The sequence below is a fragment of the Ruminococcus sp. MCC718 genome, assembly GCF_018783905.1.
Taxonomy (GTDB): domain Bacteria; phylum Bacillota; class Clostridia; order Lachnospirales; family Lachnospiraceae; genus Hominisplanchenecus; species Hominisplanchenecus faecis.
In genome coordinates this window covers 30,344-56,552 of record NZ_WQNP01000024.1, presented here as the reverse complement: position 1 = coordinate 56,552, position 26,209 = coordinate 30,344, and the positions used below count along the sequence as shown (strand labels likewise).

Sequence of the window (26,209 nt, the reverse complement as noted above, 5' to 3'; positions counted from 1 at the left end):
AATTTTTGAAAATTCATGTATAGAATAATATTTACTCAAAGCATCACTTCCTTTCAATATTATTCTATACTAATAACCTGTAAAATTCAACAGTTGTTTATATACTTTTATAAGTTTTATTCAGCTGTTCTTTACCTCCTAATGTTTTGCCTGGTGTCAGGATCAAAAGATATTATACGAAAAACTTTCGTATTTTTCTTATCCTGTCATCATTTCATAAGTTTCTTCAGAAGATCCACCAGCTCATCAATCGCTTCGTCTTTTCCATTGCGGATGTCCTCTGCCACGCAGGTATGGATATGATTGGACAGCAGGACTTTATTGAAACTGTTGAGTGCAGAATTGATCGCCGAAACCTGTACCAGAATATCGGCACAGTAGGCATCTTTTTCCAACATTCCTCTCACACCGCGAACCTGCCCTTCGATGCGGCTTAAACGATTGATCAGATCTTTATATTCTTTTTCTGAGCGTTCCTTTTTTCGCTCAGAACACTGACAGCAGCATGTTTTTTCTATCTGTTCCCTGTTTTCTTCCATTTCATTCACTTCCTTTTCTTATATACCCCTATTAGGTATTTTTCGTATTGCATTATATACCCCCATGGTGTATTTTTCAAGTCCTTTTCCTGAAAAAATTTATGCATTAACGGATATCAGGATATAAAGAATGAACATTCATGTAAAGCTCACAGAGCTTCGCATTGCTCATGTCACGCAAAAAAGGCAGGATTTCTCCCGCCTGTTTTTTGTCTGAATTCTTTATTTTGATACCTGTTCTGTTTTGCTTATATGAAAAATTCTTCCGCTGCTCTGATAAAACTTCCGGTATCTTCCACACCGGCTGTCTCATACGGAGAATGCATTGCAAGCTGCGGAAGTCCGATATCTACCGTATTCATCGGTACCTGCGTATTCGAAATATTTCCCAGGGTCGATCCGCCCGGCACATCGGAGCGATTCACAAAGGTCTGGTATTTTACGCCTGCCCGGTCGCAGAGATCCTTGAATTTTGCCGCTGACACCGCATCGGTACAGTATTTCTGGTTGGCATTGTATTTGATGACAATTCCGCCGTTTGGCAGCGGCCGGTTCACCGGATCTGCCTTTTCTATGTAATTTGGATGCAGTGCATGGGCATTATCCGCCGAGATCATAAAACTGCCTGCCAGCGTCATCAGATATTCTTCATACGTTCTGCCAAGGCCATCGTTGATCCTTCGAAGCGTATCTTTTAAGAAAGTAGAAGCTGCCCCCTGCTTTGTTCCGCTTCCGACTTCTTCGTTATCCAGAACACAGTGCACCGCAATGCTCTCCTCGTGCTTTCCGGCAAGCATTCCTTCCATCGAAGCAAACGCACACTGCAGGTCATCCAGCCTTGGTGCCGAAACAAATTCTCTGTCTGCACCCCAGATCGTACCCTCCATCCGATTATAGAGGAACAGATCATGTGCAAGAATATCCTCTTCCTTTACTTTTATCTCTTCCGCAACAATTTTCAAAAACTCCGGCTTCGAATCTCCGCACCCGAGAAGCGGCAGCAGATCTTTCTGCGGATTGTAAGACACGCCTTTGTTTGCCTCCCGGTTCATGTGGATTGCCAGACTTGGGATCATGACCAGATCCCGGTCGATATTGACCAGTTCCTCTTTCAGACTGCCGTCACGCCTTACAACCACTCTGCCCGCTACCGACAGCGGCCGGTCAAACCACGGTGCCATCAGCATACCGCCATAACCTTCCACATTCAGTTTTGTGTAGGCATTTTCTACCCGCATTTCCGGATTTTCCTTGATCTTAAAAGCCGGAGAATCGCTGTGGCTGGCAATGATATGAAACTTCCGACACTCCTTCTTTGGAATCGAAAATGCAATCAATGCCGAATGATTTCTTGTTACGATATATTTCCCGCCCGGCTGTAACTTCCAGTATTCCTGCTCTGAAAGAAGCTGATATCCGTTTTCTGCAAATTTTTTCTCCATCTCTGCCGTTGCCTGAAAAGCCGTCGGACTTTTTTTAATAAAGGCAAGGAGAGATTCTGTTGTTTTGTAATGCATATAGCTACCTCACTGTTTTATCTATTATTTGGAAATTTTTAAAATTTATCTCAAATGAATCTGATAAATAAAATACCACAATATCTGTTAGAATACGCTGTTCAGTTTCTCTTATTATACTGCAACTTCCAAAAATATGAAAGCAGGAGTAATGCGATATATTTCTTCAATTTATAAGTTTTCAGGAAATAAAAACAGTATTTCATCAAGAACAATTTAGTGCAAATAATATAAAATTCGATTCAATCAAAAAAATATTTAGGAGATGGAATGGTGGTATTTCAATTCACGAGGTCAATTTCTGACAGAAACATAAAACACGAGTGTGTGAAACTTTTTCTGTAAATTAACAAATAATAGGTTCTTCTATGATAAAAAATCATAGGAGGGCCTTTTATTATGGCCAGACAAAAGAAACCGGTACATCGAGTACAAATGACGGAAGGAAAAAGAAATATTATCCACCGGCTTCTTGAAGAGTATGATATTCAAACGGCTGAAGATATTCAGGATGCCCCGAAAGATCTTCTTGGTAGAACAATCAAAGAAATGATGGAAGCCGAAATAGATAACCACCTTGGCTACAAAGAATCATTTCCATGTATGCAAAAGGAATGACTACCCGCCGGATTTCGGAAACGATTGAGGATATTTACGGATTTGAAACATCAGAAGGCTTTATTTCTGATGTAACAGACAATATCCTGTCACATATTGAAGACTGGCAAAATCGCCCGTTAGATGAGGTGTATCCTATTCTCTACATTGATGCGATCCATTACTCTGTTCGTGATAATGGCGTTATCCGCAAACTTGCTGCTTATGTGATTCTTGGCATCAACATGGAAGGAAAAAAAAGGTTCTTACCATTTCAGTAGGCGATAATGAAAGTGCGAAATACTAGCTTTCGGTTATGAACGAATTGAAAAACCGGGGTGTAAAAGATGCTTTGATCATTTGTGCGGATGGACTTACCGGTATAAAAGAAGCGATCACTGCCGCTTTTCCGAAAACGGAATATCAGCGTTGTATCGTACATCAGGTACGAAATACTTTAAAATACGTTCCTGATAAAGACAGAAAAGCATTTGCCACAGATTTAAAAACGATTTACCAGGCTGCTGATGAAAAGAAAGCTCTGGCCGCATTAGACAGAGTAACAGAAAAATGGGCACCAAAATATCCGAATTCCATGAAACGCTGGAAGGATAACCGGGATGCAATTTCACCTATTTTCAAGTTTTCAGCAACGGTCAGAAAGGTGATCTATACGACAAATGCCATTGAATCCCTGAATTCCACATATCGTAAGCTGAACCGTCAGAGAAGCGTTTTTTCGAGTGATACAGCACTCCTAAAAGCATTATACCTTGCTACTTTTAAAGCAACGAAAAAATGGACAACAACGGTTCGCAACCGGGCACAGGTATATGGGGAACTGAGTATTATGTATGAAGGACGCCTGCCCGAATAGGCGACTCAGAATATAGCAAGACCGGCGGATTTTTCGCCTGCTCTTGACATACAAATTTATAGCTGTTATATATAAAACAAGAGCGAAAAGCTCAATAAATAAACTTTTCGCCTTGCATTATCATAGAAGAATCTTACTTACAGACTTTTCTTTATAGTCTCTAAAACACTACTCCAGCAGATATTTCAATTCACACGCCCCTTACGGGACGTGACAATATGATGGCGATTATCTTGAATATTCATTAAATTTCTACTCACACGCCCCTTACGGGACGTGACCTTCAACTCTGCGTGTCCGTCAATGTCCCGGTATATTTCTACTCACACGCCCCTTACGGGACGTGACTTCTGTTTGAAGTCCTCAAAATCTTTTGATTTATCATTTCTACTCACACGCCCCTTACGGGACGTGACCGGTTGATGCTGCTGGTGTCTTATCCGAGTACGACATTTCTACTCACACGCCCCTTACGGGACGTGACAACGCGACCCAGCGGGCATTAAGCTGATGAGACATTTCTACTCACACGCCCCTTACGGGACGTGACGCTCAGGAAACGTATGAACAGATACACACCAGGATTTCTACTCACACGCCCCTTACGGGACGTGACCAAACTTTCATTTTGCCTTTACGGAATGCTGACATATTTCTACTCACACGCCCCTTACGGGACGTGACCTGGAACAGTACTATTCCATGAAGCAGGAAGCCAATTTCTACTCACACGCCCCTTACGGGACGTGACGCTATATATGGTTTCATTATCCGGCATTGTATGATTTCTACTCACACGCCCCTTACGGGACGTGACAGCTTTGCCACGGCCGTAATGTTCAGATTATTCATTTCTACTCACACGCCCCTTACGGGACGTGACATCCCGGACGCTGATGACGTGGCGGCGATGGATGAATTTCTACTCACACGCCCCTTACGGGACGTGACTATAATTCCATTCCCGCCGTCCAAATCACTATTTATTTCTACTCACACGCCCCTTACGGGACGTGACATTGTAGTTCATATATACAGGCGGTATATAAAAATTTCTACTCACACGCCCCTTACGGGACGTGACGAGAACTGCGGTGTCATCATCGAAAAATATAAAAATTTCTACTCACACGCCCCTTACGGGACGTGACGTCATGGCTTCCCATGTTCCTTTACCGCTCAGATTTCTACTCACACGCCCCTTACGGGACGTGACAATGTTGCTTTAGATATTTTCAAAGAAATTATGATTTCTACTCACACGCCCCTTACGGGACGTGACTGATAAGGCAATCAATCTGAAAAATATGCAGAAATTTCTACTCACACGCCCCTTACGGGACGTGACCGCTACATTTTGTATTTATGTAACGGAACATTTCCACATATTGGGACGGACTTATTTCTGCTGATATCATTTATATGATATCGCATATATAACTTATTTATTATAATGTTTTTTCAGGCGAACCTCAAGTGGTTTTTGAATCATCACACCTTCGCTACCTTCAAATAATAATTACGCCTTCTGGATCATATGTTTTCTCAGCACCTATATGTTCAATTTTCTTATTCCAGTTGTTCCCAAGATAATAAAATCGCAAACTATCCTCTTCTGGATTAATTAATTTTAATAAACTATCTTTTAATTTCAAAAAAGAGGAATAATCTAAATCAGCTTCAAAAACAGAATTCTGTACTCGTTGTGCATGATTTTGACATTCTTTCGCCACTTTTCTTAACCTGGTTTTTCCTGCTGCACTGACAGTACTAACATCATAACTTATTAAAACCATCATTTTATCTCACCACCTATTTTTGCAGATATGGTGGATAGCTCTCAATGTCGCCTCGTATATATTTGGCAAGCAAATTGCTCTGCACATACGGTAATAATCCAAATGGTATCTTTTGCTTCAGATACGGATGCATTAAATCAGTACGTTTCTTTTCCTGCCATTTTGACAATACTTTTTTCCTGCCATCTGCATTTAACCAAACCGCTCCTGAAATCTGCTTTTCAAAATCTTTTTCTCCTATAATCTGCAGATTCAATAAAGTGATAACAAAACGTTCTACAATACATCTTATTTCTTCCACCATATCGCAGGCCAATGATACACGACCGCTTCGCAATGCATGACAATATCCAATATAACTATCCAATCCTACTGTTTCCAATGCCGCTGCAAATTCATTTGTTGCAAGTGTATAAACAAATGATAAAATTGCGTTTACCGGGTCCAACGGCGGACGTTTTGTTCGAAACTCAAAGCTAAACGGTACTTTTGTATTTGTTATCAATCGATTGAAAATTGAAAAATAATTCTGTGCACAATATCCTTCAATACCCATAACTTCTTCTATTGTCTCTGCTCTATAAACATTCTCAATTCCGTCATGTAAAATCCCCAGTACTTTTTGTATTTCCTGATTATCTCTCAATTCTGCATTATCATGTAATGTTCTGCGTATTACCTGCCTGGTATTACTGAATTTTGCTGCCATCGTATTTTGTGCCAGCTGCAATCCGCATGCTCTGAAACAGTCAATTTGTTCTACACGGAGAAAAACATTTCCTTTTGTCTCTCCACAAACTTTTGCCAGAAATTTCCCCTGTGGCGACATAAAATTAATTGGAATCAGCTTTTCCACGCACTTTCCCATCAACGCCGGCGAACATCCAAGATAACTAAAACACACAATATTTTCCACATTTTCAAAAGGAATCCGAAGTTTAATTTCTCCTTCTGTCTTGCAGACAAGATTTTCACCGTCCAACATCAAATACATCTGTTCATTTGTCACATATATTGTATTTAAGAGTTTTCGCATAACGGTTCCCTCTCAATCTTTTTTATCTCTTTTTTTAAATCAGGGATTTTTCTCATGGATGGCATACATACATCTTTCATAGAACATCCATTACAGTTTTGATTTTTTCGAATCGGCGGGATTTTTCCTGCTTTTAAAAAATCCCGCATTTCTGTCAAAAGTCTCTTTAATTCTTCATTATATTTTTCAAAATTTTCTTTTAATGGCAATGATATTCTTTTCTTCACATCTGCATAATACAGAACACCGTCACAGTCCCCTCCAAAAATAGAATCCACACACAGTTTCTGTGCAAAAACCTGCATCAGATCATCTTCCCGATAATCTTTTTCTTTTGGTTTTGTTGGTTTATATTCTACAATAGTCAGTTTATATCTTTGATTGTCATCTTTTATCGTAATCCCTGTTTTATCTTTTTTTAATTCTATACAGTCTGTTACGCCATATAAATTGTATTGCTCATCATCATTATAAACCGGAACCGAAGTATATACTTTTTTGCCTCTTCCTGTATAACTTTTCTCCGGATCATGTACTCGATCATGTAGCAGATTTGCTTTTGTTACGAATATATTCTCGCCCCAGGATTTATTAATTTCTATCAATCCCCAACGATGGGGACAATACATGTAATGCTGTATAGATCGGATTGTTATCTCCTGGCTTTTCATAATTTTTCGATCAGTTCTACTCCTTCCGGCATCTTTTCATCCACTTCAATTTTATAATCATCAAAACAACGAGGAATTTCATTTTCTTCTTTTATTTTAATTTTTTCAAACATTAAATGTGACGGACTATTTCCAAGTACATTGCTGTGTTTGAACACATACAGCTTTCGCATACACATCTTTCCTCTTGCAGCACTATGATCATTCTCAAACATATTTATGATTGCTTCCCACAAAAGTTCCAGATCTGCTTCTGATAAATCTGTGGTCTTATTTGCCAGTGCAGCAGATACATAACCTTCTGCCCGATATAATGCATACGGAATGATGCTTTTCTTTCCCATTTCCGTCTGACCGGTTTCCTGACGCTCATCCGTTGTGCGTGCCTGTCTTGTAATCGTAATATCCTCTATATCGATTGGCGAAATACTTCTGGCAAAATTAAGCTGTACCGGCCCTCTGACAATACCACAAGGATCATTACCTGTCGACATTACTGCTCCAAAAGTTCTCACATCATAATAATTCTTACACATGTATGCACGAGCCTTTTTAACATCATCCTCATTTCTGCCATTATTCTTTGTCTTCAATCCTTCTGCTTCATATGCTGCTGTAAATTTACTGTTCAAGGCTTTATCCGGTTTAATCAGAATGTTATATCCCGCTTCTCCTTCTTTTACCAGTTCTACATAATTTCTGATTTTTCTCTTCAGGCAGACATCCGTAACATAACCATATCCTGACTCAGAGTCTATTCTCGGTGCATTTCCTGCATCCGGATCCCCGTTCGGATTTCCGTTCTCCACATCAAAAAGCATTATAAAATCATATCTGTTCTCCAGTGCCATAATTTATTCCTCCATTTCGTCTCTATTCATTTTTTATTGTTCTTCTTTCTTTTCACTCTTCTTAAAAAGCTCCGGTATTTGCTGGTAATATCCTACAAAAAATTCTCCCTGTTCTGTACGTCGCAACATTTCCGGAAATTTTCCATCCAGTAGTTCTATGATTTTCTGGATTCTCTCATTATACTTATAACGATAATTTGCATTTTTTATTTTTTTTAAGTGATTCTGACTAAGCCGTATCAATTTAGGAAAAATCAACGCCGGTTTTACCGATGCTGATGCAAAATATGCATCTTTAATGGTTCTGTTTAACTCTGTCCCTGCTGCATCTTTCTGCAGCTGTTCCAATACTGCAAACAACCGTCCGCACAAATATGCCGGACTCTTATTTTCTTCATTCAATCCCACTGTAATCTCCTCCTTTTTGTCATTTCTGTTAAGATATGCCTTTACTATACCGCAGCGAATCCTATTGATGTTTCGATCAATTCGGATTCTTCGCAGAGTATTTTCAAATAATGCCACCGGATATTTTCCGCCATATACTACTGCATTTAACAACCCTGCCATTAAAGCCGGATTTACTTTATCATTCTTACTCTTCGGTGAAATCAGTTCTTTTTCAATCATCCAGAGAGGCACCGGCTTTTGTTCCTGTACCACCTGTATTTCCTGTTGAAATCTTGCAATATTCCACAACACATCTGCATATTTCTTACGAATAATAAACTTTACCGAAAGCCTAGAAGAATTAGGCTTTAACCCCAGCATATAAAAATCAACACTTGGATCTACAGTACTTAGATTTTCCAGCCTTTTTGCAGTTATTTTTCCTTCCCTGGCATCTTCCATCATCTTTTTCAACATTTCTTCTGTCTGTTCTGCATTTAAAGTATCAGACTCTCCAAAAAGCAACTGGCTGAACAGATCTTCACACTTATCTTCCGTATCCATTGCCCAAAAGACCATCGTCATATCTTCCAGCATATGTTTGTGTTTTTGAGACGCAAGAAGATAATTCAATGCTTCTGTATATTTTTTCATCATTTCTTCTGAAATTCCGCTGTTATAGGACTGTTCATTTCCATAAGAATTTTCAGAAGGATTATTATAACCGATCAGCACACTTCCTGTTGCAAGTCCTCCATACACCCCTTTGATCTTGCTGTGGATTCTTGCAAGAGGTCTTTCTTCACCTGAAACTGCACATTGTGCAAAATAAGCATCTTTTGCTTCTGCTTTTTGCTTTTCATAATACATGTTCCATTTTTTTGCAAACACTGGTTCATCCTGAAGATAATGTCCAGGTCTTCCAGTCAGGCAGAACACATATCCTGATTTTGCATAATCTTTTTGTAATCTTAACAATTCCTGGTTTTCTGTCTGTTCTTCCGGTTTCCAGTTGAGAAGAAATTTTCGATACGCATTCACAAGCGGTGTATCCATTTCTTCAATAAATTTCAGGTTTGTTTCTACAAAAGCTGCATGGGATTTTTGTGCCTTTCCCGTCCGGTCTGTTGGTGTCAGTCCTTCTTTTTCCAAGTTCAATCCAAACAAATATAACGGTCTGTGCTCTGCTATATTGGCATCAATTCCTGGTTTTTCTGTTCTCTGAGGCATTTTCAGATCCTGCGGCACTAATTTCTTTTTTATTTTTTTCCCGACTGTTACTTCTGTTTCTTTCTGAATATTTATAATATGATCAATCTCGCCTTCTTCCGTCAATGCTACCTCATAATGTATCTTTACCTTCGAATATCCTTCCGGAAGTACCTTTTCTGCTGCCGACAGCATATCATAATAATCACATAATGCTTTTATCAGCATCGCAATCCCTCCCTGTATTTTTGAACATCAATGACTCCCTCAATCATGTGCGGTCTGTAGTATAATGTTTTTGCACGATCGGAGAATTTGGGATTTTCCCAGTCTCCATTAATGGGTTTCCCCCTGTCTTCAAACTGTACCTCATAACTCATATATCCGAGATCAACATCCCCCATTTCCTTGATTCTGCTGCTTATCATTTCTGTATCAAACGCATCTACCAGTTCTATTCTTTTTACCGGAAATTCACTGCACCCAAGACATGGTGTCCGAAACCATTGACCTTTTTCCAGTCTTCGTTTCAAAATGTTATAATGCTTATTTTCTCCGTCATCTTCTCGATTATTTTTCAAGCCGGTCAGCTCAAAGTGAAATTCTATACCATATTTCACTTTTTTCAGAACCATTGCTGCCCTCTGACTTCTGCTTTGAGAAGTATAGATACAAGGATCTCCTCCTTTCTGTTTCATCTGATTTTTTACTGCACTGAGCAGTACCTTATCTTTTACTTCATTTCTTCGAATATTTGCAAAATCAATCTCCTGAAATACAATGATTTTGTCAATCACATAACGGATTGCCGGTTTCCAGTACACACTCTTTAACATTCCTTCCAATGCTCCCGGTGTCGGAACATCATAGCTGACTCGTTCCACTTTCAATTCCGGTCGCGTAAAGCATGCATAATCTCCTTCCACTATGATTTTAAATCCATATCCCATTGTTTTTCACCTCTTCTTTCATAAAAAATAATCTTGTGCTTCCAATAAAATTCCTAAATTTTCGTCATAATAATCTTCATTTGTCAGACAGTATATTCCCGTACCAAAATCGTCTGCAACATGTTGTTTTATCAACTCATCCAATTCTTTCTTAGTAACTGTACAGGTATACTTTTGCAGCTCCTTCTCATTTTCGATTTTTGTATATCTCAGAGTATCCACCAGTTTTCTGCTCTTTTCATCTCTTGGTACAACAATAGAACATGTCCTATCAGGGATCAGTTCAAATTGTTCTGCATAAGTCTGAAATGGCAGATTTTCAAAAGACCTGCACTTTATATGCATCGTATTTTTCTGAATATTCTCTTGTTTTAAGAAAAACACTTCTTCATAGTATTCTTCAATACATTCCGGCTGTGAAATATCTTTATACTCCGCCAACAAACGTTGCGTAATATTCATCTTGTCATTCTGTGCTTCATTTTCAAATTCAAACACAAAAACTTCACCCTTATCCCGCTTTCCTTCTCTGTTACATCTGCCTCCCGACTGGAGAATACTGTCCAGACCATTCAATTCACGAAAAACGGTATATACATCCAAATCAACTCCTGCCTCAATAAGCGATGTAGAAATAATCGTAATCCTTCTCTCTTCCGGTATATTTCCATCTGGAAAATCTTCATCCAGGCTTTTCAGTTCTTCTCTGATAGCCTGCAGAACTTTTTGTCTGTCATATGCAGTCATATAAGTCGATAAGTGATATTTTCTTCCTGTACACATCTGAAAAAGTTGTCTTGCATTTTTCTTCTTGTTTACGATAATCAATCTGGACGGATACTTTTCACTTTTAGCTAATAGTCCTTCCGGACTTACTTTTCCCATATTGATATATTGACATTTTTGAAACTTTTCAAAAAGCGTCTTATCCTTGATCAAATTTTCGATTCGATTATTTGCCGGTGCATAAAGCTTCAGCAACTTTTCAAAATCAGGCATCGTTGCCGTAAGAAAAACAGCTTCGCTGTTCAGATATTTCGTTATATAGGCAATTCCCTGAAGACATGGCTGTAAATAATCCTGCGGCATCATATGTGCCTCGTCAAAAATCAGAATACTGTCTGCCATATTGTGCAATTTTCGAAGTTTTCCTCTTTTATTTGAATAAATGCTTTCAAAAAACTGTACTGCTGTTGTTATGATAAATGGAGCATCCCAATTTTCTACTGCTATTTTAGCTGCTTCTCGATAATCCTCATTTAAATCCACCTTCTCATCATAAGAAAAAGTTGACTGATGTCTTAAAATCTCCAGATTATTTCCAAAAAGTTTTTCAAAAACCTCTGCTGTCTGATCAATAATACTGTTATACGGGATCACATAGATAATTCTTTTTTTCTTTTTCGCTATTGCTCTTTGCAGTGCTATTTTCGCACTCGCTAATGTTTTTCCACTGCCGGTTGGCATATTTATAAGGTAGATGTGTGCATCTTTTGTACTGTTTCGATATGCCTGCTCCTGCAGCAAGCTTCTCGTCTTCTGCAATTCTGTTTTTACTTCAAACGCCTGTAACTGAACATTTATTTTTTCAAGACACTTTTCAAAATCAGCCTGCAATTTTCTCACTACTTCTGTACTTCTGCAAAACTCCGCGGTGTCTGTTGAATCTGCATCTACCAGACAGGAAAATAAATATCTTGTCAGAAATGTAAACTTATCAATTAACCAATCCGCATTTCTTCCGCAATCCGCAGCAAGAAACTGCTGCCATTTTCGAATATCTAATTCCGGCAGTTCCAGTTCTTGCTTGTAGGCATCGTAATCCTCAAACGTCCTGTTCATTCTGCCTTTCAGACTGTTATCCTCATCATTTCCAAATCCCCCATTTGGGATTCCCGTGTGATGTCCTGCAATGCAATACTGCATCATCAGATTCATTGGCTTTGGATACTTTTCACCCACTGCAATTGCTCCACAGGTTGAATGTTCTACACGAATATTTTCCCCTCGGATTCTTCTTTGAAATCCCTCCTGATACTTTCCGATATCATGTGCTTTTCCTGCCGCATAAGCTAGATCTTCCATTTCCGGAATTGCATATTCTTTGCAAAGATTTGCCGTATTCTCACAATGTTCCCGGACAGTTTGTACCTCATTTGTATACTCATTTCTGTGTGCAATATATATTTCCCCCATATTGCTGTACCCTCCTGTATTCTCATAATTCACTTATACCATTCTTTTTCTTTTATGTCAATTTTTTCTTTATTTAGTTAAGTACAATTTACATATCATTATATCTTTTATCAGCTGATCAAAATTTTCAAACACAACTGTGTAAACATATTACCTTCTGACTCGGTACCATAATAAAAATGACCGTATGAAAACTTTTCATTTTCGCATACGATCATCTTTATACTTAACAAAATAATTTCTACTCACATGCACAACCTGTACAGACTTTCCAATTATATTTTATCTTTCCTATTTTTTCAACTGCTTAGTCAAAATCTATCTTAAATCTTACCCGTCAAAAAAGACCAGCACTTTCGCACTGGTCTTTTTCCTTACTTCAACTTTATTTCTTGTTTCTTACTTTGTGATCTTCACGCTTGCCTTCTGGCCTTTTCCTTTCAGCAGTCGTTTGTAGCGTGTCAGTTTCTTCTTCGGTACTTTGATCTTGCATTTTTTGTCAATGCCTTTGAAGGCCTTGCTTCCGACTTTCTTCAGCTGTGTGGATTTGATCGTGATCTTTTTCAGTTTCTTCGCACCGTTAAATGCATTTGCACCGATCTTGCTTACGTTTTTGCCAATGATAACCTGCGTCAGTTTTTTGTTGTTCTTGAATGCATTCTTTGAGATCTCGGTTACTTTGAAGGTAACGCCGTCAATTTTTACAGTTCCAGGAACGGTAAATTTCTTTTCTGTTGCTTTTCTCGGTTTCACCAGAGCAACGGTTCCGTTCTTTGCATCGGATTTTGTTACTTTGTAGAATCCTCTTCCAACCGGTTTGGTTGTTCCGACAGCAGGTACTTTCTGAGTATTCGGATTTGTGTTTGGCTTTTCTGTTCCAGGCTGTGTGCTTGGTGTTTCCGGCCGTTTATTCGTTTCGGTTTCTTTGCCAGTATCCGGCTCGCTGCCTGCCACTTTCAGATTCTGCTCTGCTTTTTTCAGGCTGTCCAGTGCTTTGCGGACGTCTGCGGCACTTGCAGTCTTAGAAGCGGCTGCTTCTTTTGCTGCTGCCAGTGCATTCTGGAATGCATTCCAGCTTGCATCACTGTAATCGCCTTTTGTTTTGTCTTTTACTTCTGCAATCTTGCTGTTCAGTACTGCTTTTGCTTCTTCTAACTGTACATTTGTGGTCGGATCTTCCTCCCATTTTGCAAACAGTGTCAGATCTGCACTTACCGGTGATGCTGCTGTATATGCTACTGTGCAGTTTACATCGCTGTACCAGCCCTTAAATACATATCCGGCTCTGGTCGGATTCTGCGGCAGGCTCCAGCTTTCGCCGGCTGCTACTTTCAGAGACTCAATGCTGTTTCCGCCTTTTGTATCAAAAGCAACGGTGATTTTTTTCTGTGTTGTTGTGTTCTTAATTGCTTTTCCGTAAACTTCTACTTCGCAGATATGGTTTCCGCCATGTGCTGTTCCGCTTGTCAGAATACTTCCGCGTGTGTAAATACGGATATAACGTGCTTTCTGTTCTTTTGCTTCAAATGTCTTTCCTTCTGATGTTTCTGCATATTTTGCATCCGGATTTGCAAGCTTTTCATTGCTCAGCAGTCCGTATGCATACTTGGAATCTGAAACGCTGCTGTACAGCACGGTATCATTTGCATCAAAAGCAGCATCTTCAGATGCAACTACGATCGTATCCTGGTAGGTACGTCCGTCCGCAAAATAACGCCACATTTTCACCTGATCCAGCTTGAATACATCGCCAAGATCGATCTGGAAGTATACGCTGGTTCCTGCCAGTACATCACTTTCAATGCTGTCCAGTGTACAGGTAAAGGAGTTTGAACCTTTATCACCATCGATCATTTTTTCCGGACTACTTTTTTTGTTTGAAACATCCTGATCATTATCTGCACGTTTTACTGTGATGTTGGAAGCCTGCAGAGGGATTTTTCCGTTTCCATCCGGAACAATACCGGAATCTCCGCTGCTGTCTCCGCCAACTGCTGATCCTGCTTTTTCCAGTGCAGCCAGCTTAAGTGTTGCATCTTTTACTTCTGCCTGGCTTACCTGAAGATCAATTCCGCCTCCAACAGTCAGAGTTCCATCTTTCAAATCTTTGATGTTTTTCTCATATCTGCTTGCATCCAGTGTACCGTTGACATAAACTTTCAGACTGCCATTCTTTTCACGGATACCTGCAATGTGTTTCCATGTTCCATCGTTTACAGCTTCTTTGGAAGTTACGGATACATCTCCAACTGTAAAGACTGCTTTTCCCTCTTTATCAATGGAAAGGCTGTAAGCACCTTCCTGTTTCAGAATGTTCATATTGTTTCCGGTTGTTTTTACATAAGAAGATACTGCAAAATCAGCGGTTCCTGTAACAGCTGTTCCGTTCAGCTCATATGCTTTTGCAAGGCCAAGTATTGTCTTTCCTGCCAGTGCTTCGTCCGTTGTTTCCGTTACATCATTTGCATTCTTCAGATCTGTTTTTGCTGATGCTTTCGCTACAACCTGATTCTCCTGATATACAACTTCTGTATTTACTGCTGCTGCATTGCCGGTTAAATCTTTTAATCCACTTACAGAAACCGTTACTTTGCTTCCTGCACTCAGAGTGGATGTAGTCAGCGTTACTTTTCTCTGATTTGCACTTACTTCTGCTTTTGTAACATTTGCTCCGGAAACGGTTGCAGCAGGAGTACCGGTTACGCGCTCATCAAATGTCAGCTCAATCGTGTTGTCCGCAGTGGCTTTTGCAAGTGTCAGCTGAGGTGCTTTTGTATCTTTTGCAGTAGAAAGAGACCAGATACGTGCCTCACCCGGCTGCAGTGTAACTGTGATCACATCGCCGTATTTTACTGTCTGATAGTCGGTCTGTGCATCGGTTGTCTTGTGATCCAGAATTGTTGTACGGTTGAGTGTCTTGCCTTTCAGACTTTCTGCCGCACCAACGTTTCGATCCAGTGTAAAGCTCAGTGTCTTTACGGATGCACTTGGATTTCGCATGGAAATAATACCTTCTTCACCATCCCAGCAGGAGTATCCGTAGGTATTGCCCTTATCCGGTGTCGTACCGATCAGTTTCGCATTTTTCAAAATGTGATAATTTTTCTTAGCCCACTCCAGATATTCTGCATTGATATCCCATTTCTGACCTTCATCGATCATTTCCGGGCTGTAGTACAGCTCCCAGAATGCCGTTCCTCTGGTTCCCATCATATACAGATACGTTTTGAACTCATCATCTGTCATCTGGTTTGCCAGATTGGTTCCTGTTTTTCCGTAGATTGGATCATGATTGTAAATATTTGCCAGTGGGAACTGGAACTCTCTTTCTTTTACAAAATCAAAATATCTGCCGTCACGGTAAGAAAGCAGCTGATCTACCTGTCTGTTCTGTCCGACCTGAACACGTCCGATATCCTGGCTGTTCTGGATCCAGATAGAATTTGCCCACTGCAGATACCATGGACTTGGGTTTACATAACAGGTCAGGTTAAACCACAGATTGTCAATGCCGTTTTTCTCTGCATTGGTACGCAGCGTCTCAAACAGATCGATCCATGCTTCCCAGGTATCGGAAAAATAATACATACCATTCTTTCCGCCTGTCATATGTTTATGATTTGCATTTGTACATGGCTTTGTCGCAAATCCATCCAGTTTCCAGTAATTTACTTTATAAGCATCCTGCATCTGTAAGAAAAACTCAGTCAGTTTCGTCACATACCGTCTGTCACCGACATCAATATCATCGGTTACCGCATTGTATGCACCAAAACCTGCTTTTTCAATAATCTTACCCATTGCAGCGTTATAGTTATAACCACCTCTAGGTCCTACCCATACACCAAATCCGGAGCCGAAGCTTTCTGCAAGATCGGACGCAGGACGGAATCCGTTCGGGAACTTATTGTTGAACTCCCAGAACCCTGTCACATTATCCGTGGTACCGCAGCGTGCCACATCATGAACAGTAGAAGTTGTATTCGAGTTGTTATAATTATTCCATCCGTCATCCACAACATACGAATCCATCGGTTCTACGCCGGATTCAGAGAATCCCTTTTCCATTTTTTTGAATGCAGATTCAATGTTGTCATCGTTAATGGTCATCATATTATCGTACCAGGAATTGTACTGCGTACGGAAATCGCTTCTTGTTGCAATGCTGTTGATATATTCATAAAAGTCAGACTGAATGACATTCATATCCGTACTTCTTGCAGCACCCGCTACGGTCTGCCAGGTCACATATTTTCCGTCTGTGGTAAGCTGGTTATCTTCCTGCAGTTTTTCGAATGTCTTGCCGGAAAAATAACGCATATGTGCATTTTTATTGCTGTCGATCTCTGTTTCTGTCATCGGGAACTCACATCCAAGGAACATTCCCTGAATATAAACCGGCTGGCCAAGAGAAATGACATATCCACTCATACCGCCAACGCCTTCACCCATGATCGGATGTGTCCACACGGTATCATTTGCATTGACATTCAACGATTCCAGATCGATATAATCAATTGCTGCTTTTTCTTTGTCACTTACTTCGATTTCCAGGAATTTACGCATGAAATGATCTCCGTCATCCATGGTAACTTTCATGGTAACATCCCAGTCTACACCGTTTTTGGAAACAGTCTCAAACGGGAATTCTACCATGACTCCGCCGTTCGTATCTACTTTTTTAACTTTGCTGCCTTCCAGAGTCATCTCGCTGGATCTGATCACGGCACTTGCATCTGCTGTACCGACTGCTTTGCTGTACATCTTTACTTCTGCCGCCGTTGCCCATGCCTGACCGTCCGTCTTTGGTGATACAGCAACCAGTTTTACATAACGACCCTTTTTCGGTGCTGTCAGATTGATATAAATCGTTTCTCTGTCATTGTAAGTAAAATCACCTTCTGCCGCAAGGTTTGCATCACTTTCCAGATCTGTTTCACTGTTTCCCACATACAGTTTATATCCTTTGATATCGCCGTTTGTGGAACTGTCCTGACGTGGCTGATAAGAAAATGCGGCAATTTCCTGTTCGCTCTTCATATCAAAAGTCAGGGAATGTGGATATGGCTGATCCGGTGAATACTTGCTGTGCCAGATTGTAGATGCATCACCATCAATAACATTGGCTCCCGGACCGTCTTTTGCACCTACTTCATTATTGTACTGATCGCTTGCTGTAACTGTCCAGTTTGTGCGATCCAGCTCTCCATCCAGTTTTGTTGTACCATCCTGGCGAAGTTTGATAATGAATTCTTCGGAACCCTGTGCCGGTGTAAACGTCAGATCTGCCCTCTTATTATCCAGTTCTGTCGTTGCCAGCTTGTTGTCTGAAGTAGAAAATTTACGCTCCAGATATTCATTTCCGATCGTAACTTCTCCGTTTTTCACGGAGACCTGTGCTTCTCCTGTCGCTGCCTGAACGGTCGTTCCAATCCCTGTTGCTGGAATACCGGTCACTACCATGGCCGCACTCAAAGCAATTGACAACCATTGTTTTTCTTTCTTTTTCAAAATTTTCCTCCTTGTTTGTGCAATATGCATAATTTTATTCGTCTCCCCCCCGCTTTTTATAGTAACATTCGACATTCTTTTTGTCAATCGAATTTCCTTTTTTATTCATACCTTTCAATCTCTGTTTACTCTGCCTATAAAAAAAGAACCGTTTGCATAATTTTTTCATTGCAAACGGTTCCCGTAGAATATTACTTACTCATTTTTTTAATTCAGGATATGAAAAATATTCAGTTAATATCCAAATCCGCTGTCACCTGATAGTAATCACAGGCATGTGCCATATATCCGGTTACATTTGCCCGTGAGATCTGGCTCATCTTCAGGAAAGAGCAGTATACAAAGGCATTGTCGTCCAGAACCGTCTGCTGCATCTGAACTGCAAGCTTGGCACGTTTGTCGGTGTCAAATTCCTGGCTGAGCTGCTCTTCCAACTGATCCAGTTTCTCATTTTTATAAGCTCCCTGATTTTTCGTTGCATCGGAAGTTGCAAACACGGTAAACCAGTATTCCGGATCTCCGGTCGGAGCCTGCACATTTGCCATGGCTGAGACATCCCACGCTGCCGGATCCTGCACAACACTGTTGTTGTCAGCCGTACAGTTGATATCCACATCCATTCCGATATCTTTTAACGTAGCCTGTGCGGATTCTGCCAGAAGCGGAAGCTCCTGTCTGCTTGGATAGGTAAGCCATTTGATTTGAAGCTTCTGTCCGTCTTTTTCACGGATTCCATCGCCGTCGCTGTCTTTCCATCCTGCCTCTTCCAGTACTTTCTTGGCACCTTCCGGATCATAGGATTCGGTCGTTACTTTATCTCCGCCAAAAGCAGAACCAGCAGGGAAGGTTCCATTTGCCGGATAGCCGTTTCCTTCCAGCAGATTTTCCACAAATCCTTCTTTGTCGATACCCATGGCGATCGCTTTTCGCACGGCCGGATCAGTACAGACGGAACCTTCGTTGAAATTCATTTTCAGGAAGAAACATCTGGATGTGGAAATCTGTGAAAAGGTAAAGTTATCGTTTTCGAACATAGGATAGCTTTCATATGCCATACCATAAGCTGCCTGTACCTCTCCTGAGAGCAGTGCATTTGCAAGGGTATTTCCATCGGTGATGGTCTTGATCGTCAGTTCATCAATATGTGGCGTTCCATTCCAGTAGTTTTCATTTTTCACCAGAGTCAGATGATCGCCGGACTGACAGTCGGTTGCAATGTATGGACCGGTTCCGGCTACGATTCCATCGTCAAATCCTGCATCTACATCGATGATACAGCCATATGGATCTCCAAGGTAATTCAAAAGTGCCGGCTTTGGCTCGGATGTGTGGATCGTAAGCACCTGACCGTCTGCTTCCATCGAATCAATCTTTGTATCGGCTGCCGCACGGTCATGGTTTGCCAGCAGATGCTCCAGACATTGTTTCACTGCCTCGGCATCCATAGCTCTGCCACTTGAAAAAGTCACATGATCCTGCAGTGTGATCTTCCAGGTGAGCGGATCGGTATTTTCCCACTCTTTTGCCAGCCACGGCTCCAGCTCCATATCGTCTGAATATTTTACCAGCGTCTCTCCGATTCCATAGCGGATGCATGCCCATCCGGAGTAAGAATTGTGCGGATTGACATCCAGTTCTTCATTGGAAGAATTGAAAGTCGTATCCCCGATCACCAGCGTTTTTTTCTCAGAACCGTCTGTGGCTGCCGCAGATATATCCGACCCAGCTGCCGTACTTGTCCCGCTTTCCGTTTTGTCATTCTTGCTTCCGCAACCGTACAGTCCCAGGCTGAGTGTCACGGTAAGAAGCAATGCCATTATTTTTTTCATGTTCTTTTTCATGCGTTTTTCCTCTTTTCTCTGATTTTCTTTCTGTTCTGATGCCATACAAATAATTCTATTTGCCTTTCACATCCTGTTATATCTGCAAATTACTCTGTTGCAAAGTACCTCTCACATTTTGTCATCACAGCACACTGTCCAGCAACATACGCGTGTATTCGTGTTTCGGAAAATGCAGCACTTCTTCTGTTTTCCCCTGTTCTACGATCTTTCCCTGATACATGACCAGCACACGGTCACAGAAATTCTGCACCAGTGCAATATCATGGCAGATAAACAGATACGACATCTGACGTTCTTCCTGCAGAGCATCTAAAAGCTGCAGAATCTCTGCCTGAACGGTGACATCAAGTGCGGACGTCGCTTCATCTAAAATCAGCAGTCTGGGCTTTATTGCAATCGCTCTTGCAATCGCTGCCCTCTGACACTGCCCGCCACTGACTTCATGTGGATAACGTTTCATAAAATCTTCCGGCAGTCCGCACTGCTTAAAAAGCTCTTTTACAATTTCCATGGCTTCTTTTTTGGGTATACCGGCATTTCTCAGGCTTTCTGCCACAGCATCTCCAAGGCGGCATCTCGGATCAAAACTTTCGGTCGACGTCTGAAAAACCATCTGCATTTTCCGGTAAATGTTTTTCATTTTGTTTCTTTTATAGTGGGTGATGTCTTCTCCATCGAGCAGAATCTTTCCATCGGTACTGTCAAGAAGCCTGGTGATCATATTTACAACCGTCGTCTTTCCGCTTCCGCTCTCCCCGATGATCGCCAGCTTTTCTCCCGGAAACAATTCAAAACTGACATCATCCACCGCCTTATATTCATCCTCTTTTCCATCTGAAAAAATTTTAGTCAGATGCGAAATCTGTAATAATGGCTCCATATTTTACCTCCGAAGAACAGGAATCGCTGCAAGTAATCGCTTTGTATAATCCGACTGCGGATGACTCAGTACCTCCTGCGTCTTTCCGTATTCTTCCATTTTTCCATCTTTCAGAACCAGCATGGAGTCCGCCATCGCACGGATCACTCCGATGTTGTGCGTAACGATAAGGATCGTTGTCCCATACTGTTCTCGGATCATTTTCATCTGCTCTACGACCTGTTTCTGAATCGAAACATCCAGTGCCGAAGTCGGCTCATCCGCAAGCAGGATCTTCGGTTTTAAGAGCATCGCTGCCGCAACGCCAACACGCTGCTGCATGCCACCCGACAGCTCAAACGGATAACTTTTCAGGATTCTTTTTGGATCCTGAAATCCGAATTTTGCAAGCATTTCCGCTGCTTCATCCTCAAATTCGGCTTTTTTTATTTTTCGGTGCTCTTTCATTTCTTCCAGCAGCTGCTCCCCGACGGTTCGGATCGGGCAGAAAGAACTTCCGGCATTCTGGAAGATCATGCCAATTTCGTTCCCGCAGATTTTACGTAGTTCTTTTGCATTTAAATCCAGAAGATTTTTTTCTTCGTACCAGATCTTTCCGCCTGTGACGCTTCCATTCTTTCCAAGCAATCCGATTGCTGCCTTAATCAATGTGGATTTGCCGCTTCCGCTCTCCCCTGCGATCCCTAAGATTTCACCTTTTTCTGCCGAAAAGCTGACCTTTTTGATTACCGGACTGCCATTGTAACAGATATCGACGTTTTCATAATAAATGATTCCTGACATATCTACCTCTCATTTCTTGGATCCAACAGATCCCTTACCGTATCGCCAAGCAGGTTGAAAACCATGACTGAAAGAAAAATGGCAATTCCCGGTGCAAAGGTTACCCAAGGATGTGTCGTCAGCAGATTTCTGGTATCACTCATCATGCTTCCCCACTCCGCAACCGGCGGTTTTGCACCAAGTCCCAGAAACGACAGGCCTGCAAGCTCCATCATCATCGTTCCGATATCCAGCATGGCAGTCACAAGGATCGGTCCTGTGATATTCGGCAGAATATGTTTCAAAATCAGTTTTCCTGTACTGCATCCAGATAAGATTGCCGCCCGCATATAGAGGCTTTCTTTCTGTGCCAATGTCTGACTTCTGGCAATCCTTGCATATTTCGGCCAGCTGATCGCCCCAAGGGCTATAACCGCATTCTGTACGCCGCCTCCCATCACGGCTGCAACTGCCAGGGCAAAAACCAGACCGGGAAATGCAAGGAAAATGTCGGATATCCGCATCAGAATCGTATCCAGTTTCTTTCCGTTCCATCCACAGATGATCCCGACGATCGTTCCGATCACCGTGATCCCGACAACCAGAAGCAAAGTCGAATAGATACTGGTCTTGCTTCCGACGATGACTCTGGATAACATATCCCTCCCATAACGATCTGTTCCGAACGGATGTGCCAGTGACGGACTTGCTTTTGCGATACTAAGATTCTGCTCATAAGGATCATATGGGCATAAGCGTTCGCTGAAATAAGAACCGACAACAAGAATCAGTGCCAGCGTGGCAAAAATAAAAAATCGCTTTTTCAGATGATTTTTCTGCTTCTTCGTTTTTCTTCGTGCTGATTTATCCATTTTGATTCACCCCCAGACGGATTCTCGGATCCAGGCAGTGGTATAAGAGATCCGTGATCAGATTGACTATGACATAGATCAGTGCCATCCATACGACATATGCCTGAATCATCGGGTAATCGCGTGTCGTGATCGCATCCACTGCCAGCTTTCCGACCCCATCCCACATAAAAATACTCTCAATGATTGCTGTACCGCCAAGCAAACTTCCAATGGATAATGCAAGCAATGTAATGATTGTAAGCATGGCTGATTTTATGACGTTTTTCCATAAGATCACGCTCTCCCTGATACCTCTCGCCCTGGCTCCCTGAACATAATCTTTGTTCAGCTCCTCCAGAACGGCTGCACGAACCTGCCGCATATACTTTGCAGACATGGAAATTGCCAGCGTCAGCATCGGCATCAGTGCACTTCTGATATTTACACCGCTTGCGATGACCGGCAGAAGATTCAGTTTGATCGACAGCAGCTGCATCAGAAGCATCGCCACAAAAAAATTCGGCATCGCATTACCGATAAAGCTGAAAAACCGCAAAAGCAGATCCACCCACTTATCCTGACAGACTGCCGCCAGAACACCAAGCGGGATGGAGATCACAACCGTTGCCAAAATCGACATGACCGTAAGCAGCAGCGTTGCCGGAAGTTTGGATACAAATTCATCAAACACCTTTTTCCCGGACACATAGCTTGTCCCCATATCACCATGCAAAAATCCATTCAGCCAGCTTACATACTGAATCAGAAACGGCTGATCCAAGCCAAGTTCTGCTTTCTTTGCATCAATGATCTCCTGCGACACCGCCGTGCCGCGGTTTTCATACATCTCCGTGACAGCATCGCTTCCCGCCACCCGCATCATGGCAAAAGACAAAAAAGTAATCCCTATAAGAATAGGAATCAACTGCAAAAATCGTTGTATGATATATTTTCTCATTACATTACCATCCTGTATACCATTGTCACCGATCGAGCTGTCACACTCGCACCGGGAACACTCTGACTTTTATAACGAAATACAAACCGCACTGTTATTGTATCCCCCCCGCAGGCTTCTTTCTTTTTTATTTTTATGATAGGATACTACCTGATAAAATAATGAAAGGAACCTTGAATATGGATATCTCAAACATGAATAATATAGAATCACGTGTCCAGAGTTACTGGACAAAACGGGCACACAACTTCAATATCGTGCGAAAAAATGAATTAAACAGCAGCATTTCCGAACGCTGGAGAGAAGAAATCGTTCATTTTCTGCCGGAGGGCAAAGTGCTGCAGATCCTGGATGTCGGCACCGGAACCGGATATTTTGCCATCCTGCTTTCTCAGAGCGGACATCAGGTGACCGGGATCGACCTCACCGATGCCATGCTGAAGGAAGCCCGTGATAACGCTGCACTCTATCAGGTCCATCCCACGTTTCAGCAAATGGATGCCCAGAAGCTTGCGTTTTTGGATCAGTCTTTTGACGTTGTCATCTCACGCAACCTGACGTGGACGCTGCCGGATCCGGAATCTGCATACAGAGAATGGATGCGCGTGCTGAAAAAGGGCGGCATCCTGCTGAATTTTGATGCTGACTATGCATCTAATGTCCGAAATCAAAATACTTCCGCTTCTCATATATCCGATACTGAAGTGTATGGTCACTGTGGTGTCACCCCGGAATTGGAACAGGAAAATGCATCCATCACCCTTTCCATGCCAATGAGCCGGAAACAGCGTCCTTACTGGGATCAGGAATTTCTGGAAAACATCGGCTTTTCCAGATCCGGATACGACCTTTCCGTCGGTCAGAATATCTTAAAAGAGCACGACCTGAAAGATGCTCCTATGTTCCTTGTATGGGGTGTGCGGTGATTATTTTACCGCACAGACCATAAACACAGGTGTAGACTGGTAATTGATCTTCTCTGCATCGCTGAGCACTCGCTCTCCGATTGTCTCATCTGCCCAGCAGTCAAATCCAATTTTCTTCAGGATATCCAAATCCCATTTCGGACGCTTCAGCGGGCTTAACGGAACTTGCTTTGCAATGTTCTCCATCCACGCAATGTCCGTTCCTTCATAATAATCTTCTACCTGTTCCTCTTTTGCCCGTTGCCTGTCCTGCTCATATCCGAGTTTTAATTTATCATCATAAAGATATGCATACCAGTTCGCATCAAAATTCAGGATCTTCCCTCCTGGTTTCAGCACCCGCTGCCACTCCCTGTATGCACGCTTCGGATGTTCCAGATTCCAGGTTACATTTCTCGTCACGATATAATCAAACGTCTCCTTTGGAAATTCTAGATTCTGAGCATCCATTCTCTTAAAACTAATCTGATCCGCCAGATCCGCCGCATTGGATTTCGCTTCCTGCAGCATCTGCTCCGTATAATCTACCGCCGTTACCTGATATCCCTCTTCCGCTAAAAGGATCGCAAAAAATCCAGGTCCCGTTCCGATATCCAGAATCTGCACCTGATCTTTTTCCTTTTTCGGCAGCTGCTCCAGTAGCACCTCTTTCCATTTTTCCTTCTGCTCACTGTGCAGCTCTTCCTGATTTACTCTGGAATAACCATCCGCACGGTTGTTCCAGTAACTTCTGATCTCCTCCAGAAGTTTTTTGTTCTCCATAAGGAATACCCCCTTGTATGTATCGAATAAATGATGCCTGTACATTCTATAATAAGCCATAACGGTTTCAAGAATGCCTCTGGCATTCTTGCTGCGAGGTGCACATCATGCATTGCATGACATATTCTTCTGTGCAGACACAATCGCAATGTCAAGCGGATATTCGCAATCCGCTTTGCTACTTGCTCATAACCAAATAACTGCTCCGCAGTTTATCAGAAGAAGCTTGCACTCCTCCTGATACAAGCAAGTCCCCACCCACTGCTTATTGCTTTTCGCAATTGAAGCAGGGGACTTACTTGATTTGGTTAAACTTTTGACACTGACATCATTATATTGATTTTGTATACTTCATACAAGCCTCCCGGGGGGTTGTTTTCTGCCTTGATTTTCTCTCCTTTTTCTTTTATAATACTCTTATCATTTCTTTTGCTAAATCGTGATTTAGTAAATCTGGATTTAGCAATCTTCTCATCTGCAAACAAGCTTAGGTATAACCATAGCAGAAGAAAGCAAACTCAGCAAATTCAAGAAAGGATGTGTTAGGATGCCATTACCACAGCATGAAGATTACACTACCGAAGATATTTATCATTTGCCTGAAGGGACCCGAGCTGAGCTGATAGATGGTCAGATTTATTACATGGCACCGCCAACCAGAACTCATCAGAAACTTCTTTTTTCAATCAGTCGTACCATTGCCGATTATATCGATTCAAAAAAAGGAATCTGTGAGGTTGATATTGCTCCATTTGCAGTATTTCTGAATGAAGATAACCAAAATTATGTAGAGCCGGATATCAGCGTTATCTGTGACACAGAAAAACTCTCAGAAAAAGGCTGCACCGGTGCTCCAGACTGGATCATTGAAATTGTTTCACCCGGCAGTCGGAAAATGGACTATTTCACCAAACTTTTCAAATATCGCACTGCAGGTGTTCGAGAATACTGGATTGTGGATCCGGGCAAAAATCTGATTCTGGTTTACAATTTTGACACCAGCGATTCCGAACAATATACTTTTGCCGATACAGTCAAAGCCGGGATTTACGAAGACCTGTATATTGACTTTGCTAATCT

At 41.7% G+C, this 26,209-nt stretch carries 18 protein-coding genes, 1 pseudogene and 1 CRISPR repeat array; of the genes and pseudogenes, 3 read left to right on the top strand and 16 right to left on the bottom strand.

Annotation, left to right across the window (positions count from 1 at the left end):
* Window positions 1-209: 209 nt before the first annotated feature.
* Both GPK60_RS03385 and GPK60_RS03380 read right to left on the bottom strand, forming a co-directional pair.
* On the bottom strand, window positions 210-539 hold the full coding sequence (locus GPK60_RS03385; RefSeq protein ID WP_022119731.1) for a metal-sensing transcriptional repressor: 330 nt from the start codon (window positions 537-539) through the stop codon (window positions 210-212).
* Between the two features lie 248 nt (window positions 540-787).
* Window positions 788-2,056, bottom strand: coding sequence for a M18 family aminopeptidase (locus GPK60_RS03380; RefSeq protein ID WP_215658852.1), 1,269 nt, complete (start codon window positions 2,054-2,056; stop codon window positions 788-790).
* A 399-nt stretch (window positions 2,057-2,455) separates the two neighbouring features.
* Between GPK60_RS03380 and GPK60_RS03375 the strand changes: the two are divergent.
* A pseudogene (locus GPK60_RS03375) lies at window positions 2,456-3,530 on the top strand (IS256 family transposase).
* 182 nt (window positions 3,531-3,712) lie between these two features.
* Window positions 3,713-4,878: a CRISPR direct-repeat array (repeat unit 33 nt; unit sequence ATTTCTACTCACACGCCCCTTACGGGACGTGAC).
* 160 nt (window positions 4,879-5,038) lie between these two features.
* Here the strand turns inward: GPK60_RS03375 and cas2 are convergent.
* The 13 genes from cas2 to nikB all read right to left on the bottom strand — a co-directional run bounded on the left by cas2 (window position 5,039) and on the right by nikB (window position 23,441).
* Complete coding sequence (gene cas2, locus GPK60_RS03370; RefSeq protein WP_022119726.1) at window positions 5,039-5,329, bottom strand: CRISPR-associated endonuclease Cas2; 291 nt, start codon at window positions 5,327-5,329, stop codon at window positions 5,039-5,041.
* Between the two features lie 13 nt (window positions 5,330-5,342).
* On the bottom strand, window positions 5,343-6,365 hold the full coding sequence (cas1c, locus tag GPK60_RS03365; RefSeq protein WP_215658851.1) for a type I-C CRISPR-associated endonuclease Cas1c: 1,023 nt from the start codon (window positions 6,363-6,365) through the stop codon (window positions 5,343-5,345).
* Window positions 6,350-7,036 carry a CRISPR-associated protein Cas4 gene (gene cas4 / locus GPK60_RS03360; protein WP_022119724.1) on the bottom strand — a complete coding sequence of 229 codons (687 nt, stop codon included), beginning with the start codon at window positions 7,034-7,036 and terminating at the stop codon, window positions 6,350-6,352. The genes cas1c and cas4 overlap by 16 nt, the downstream gene beginning before the upstream one ends.
* Window positions 7,033-7,887: a type I-C CRISPR-associated protein Cas7/Csd2 gene (gene cas7c / locus GPK60_RS03355; protein ID WP_173866862.1), complete on the bottom strand. Its 855-nt coding sequence runs from the start codon at window positions 7,885-7,887 to the stop codon at window positions 7,033-7,035. The genes cas4 and cas7c overlap by 4 nt, the downstream gene beginning before the upstream one ends.
* Window positions 7,888-7,920: 33 nt before the next feature.
* A complete protein-coding gene (gene cas8c, locus GPK60_RS03350; RefSeq protein ID WP_173866863.1) occupies window positions 7,921-9,714 on the bottom strand; it encodes a type I-C CRISPR-associated protein Cas8c/Csd1 in 1,794 nt (597 codons plus the stop codon).
* Entirely contained in the window at window positions 9,708-10,436 is a 729-nt protein-coding gene (gene cas5c, locus GPK60_RS03345) for a type I-C CRISPR-associated protein Cas5c (protein WP_173866864.1), read from the bottom strand. Before cas5c ends, cas8c begins: the two co-directional genes overlap by 7 nt.
* Window positions 10,437-10,454: 18 nt before the next feature.
* Window positions 10,455-12,632 carry a CRISPR-associated helicase/endonuclease Cas3 gene (locus GPK60_RS03340; protein WP_022119720.1) on the bottom strand — a complete coding sequence of 726 codons (2,178 nt, stop codon included), beginning with the start codon at window positions 12,630-12,632 and terminating at the stop codon, window positions 10,455-10,457.
* 399 nt (window positions 12,633-13,031) lie between these two features.
* A complete protein-coding gene (locus GPK60_RS03335) occupies window positions 13,032-18,143 on the bottom strand; it encodes a discoidin domain-containing protein (RefSeq protein ID WP_215658850.1) in 5,112 nt (1,703 codons plus the stop codon).
* Window positions 18,144-18,373: 230 nt separating this feature from the next.
* Window positions 18,374-20,029 (bottom strand): ABC transporter substrate-binding protein, encoded by a 1,656-nt coding sequence (locus GPK60_RS03330; protein WP_252191277.1) that lies wholly within the window; start codon window positions 20,027-20,029, stop codon window positions 18,374-18,376.
* A gap of 79 nt (window positions 20,030-20,108) precedes the next feature.
* On the bottom strand, window positions 20,109-20,867 hold the full coding sequence (locus GPK60_RS03325) for an ABC transporter ATP-binding protein (RefSeq protein ID WP_215658849.1): 759 nt from the start codon (window positions 20,865-20,867) through the stop codon (window positions 20,109-20,111).
* Between the two features lie 3 nt (window positions 20,868-20,870).
* A complete protein-coding gene (locus GPK60_RS03320; RefSeq protein WP_022119716.1) occupies window positions 20,871-21,650 on the bottom strand; it encodes an ABC transporter ATP-binding protein in 780 nt (259 codons plus the stop codon).
* 2 nt (window positions 21,651-21,652) lie between these two features.
* Window positions 21,653-22,501, bottom strand: a complete 849-nt coding sequence (gene nikC, locus GPK60_RS03315; RefSeq protein WP_022119715.1) for a nickel transporter permease — start codon at window positions 22,499-22,501, stop codon at window positions 21,653-21,655.
* Window positions 22,494-23,441: a nickel ABC transporter permease gene (gene nikB / locus GPK60_RS03310; RefSeq protein ID WP_022119714.1), complete on the bottom strand. Its 948-nt coding sequence runs from the start codon at window positions 23,439-23,441 to the stop codon at window positions 22,494-22,496. Before nikB ends, nikC begins: the two co-directional genes overlap by 8 nt.
* A gap of 194 nt (window positions 23,442-23,635) precedes the next feature.
* Here nikB and GPK60_RS03305 point away from each other — a divergent pair, with 194 nt between their 5' ends.
* A complete protein-coding gene (locus GPK60_RS03305) occupies window positions 23,636-24,367 on the top strand; it encodes a class I SAM-dependent methyltransferase (RefSeq protein ID WP_173898318.1) in 732 nt (243 codons plus the stop codon).
* Here the strand turns inward: GPK60_RS03305 and GPK60_RS03300 are convergent, their stop codons facing one another.
* Window positions 24,368-25,129 (bottom strand): class I SAM-dependent methyltransferase, encoded by a 762-nt coding sequence (locus GPK60_RS03300; protein WP_022119712.1) that lies wholly within the window; start codon window positions 25,127-25,129, stop codon window positions 24,368-24,370.
* 547 nt (window positions 25,130-25,676) lie between these two features.
* On the opposite strand from GPK60_RS03300, the gene GPK60_RS03295 reads away from it, so the two are divergent.
* Window positions 25,677-26,209 (top strand): Uma2 family endonuclease (locus GPK60_RS03295; RefSeq protein WP_215658855.1); only part of this gene is annotated, 533 nt, incomplete at its 3' end.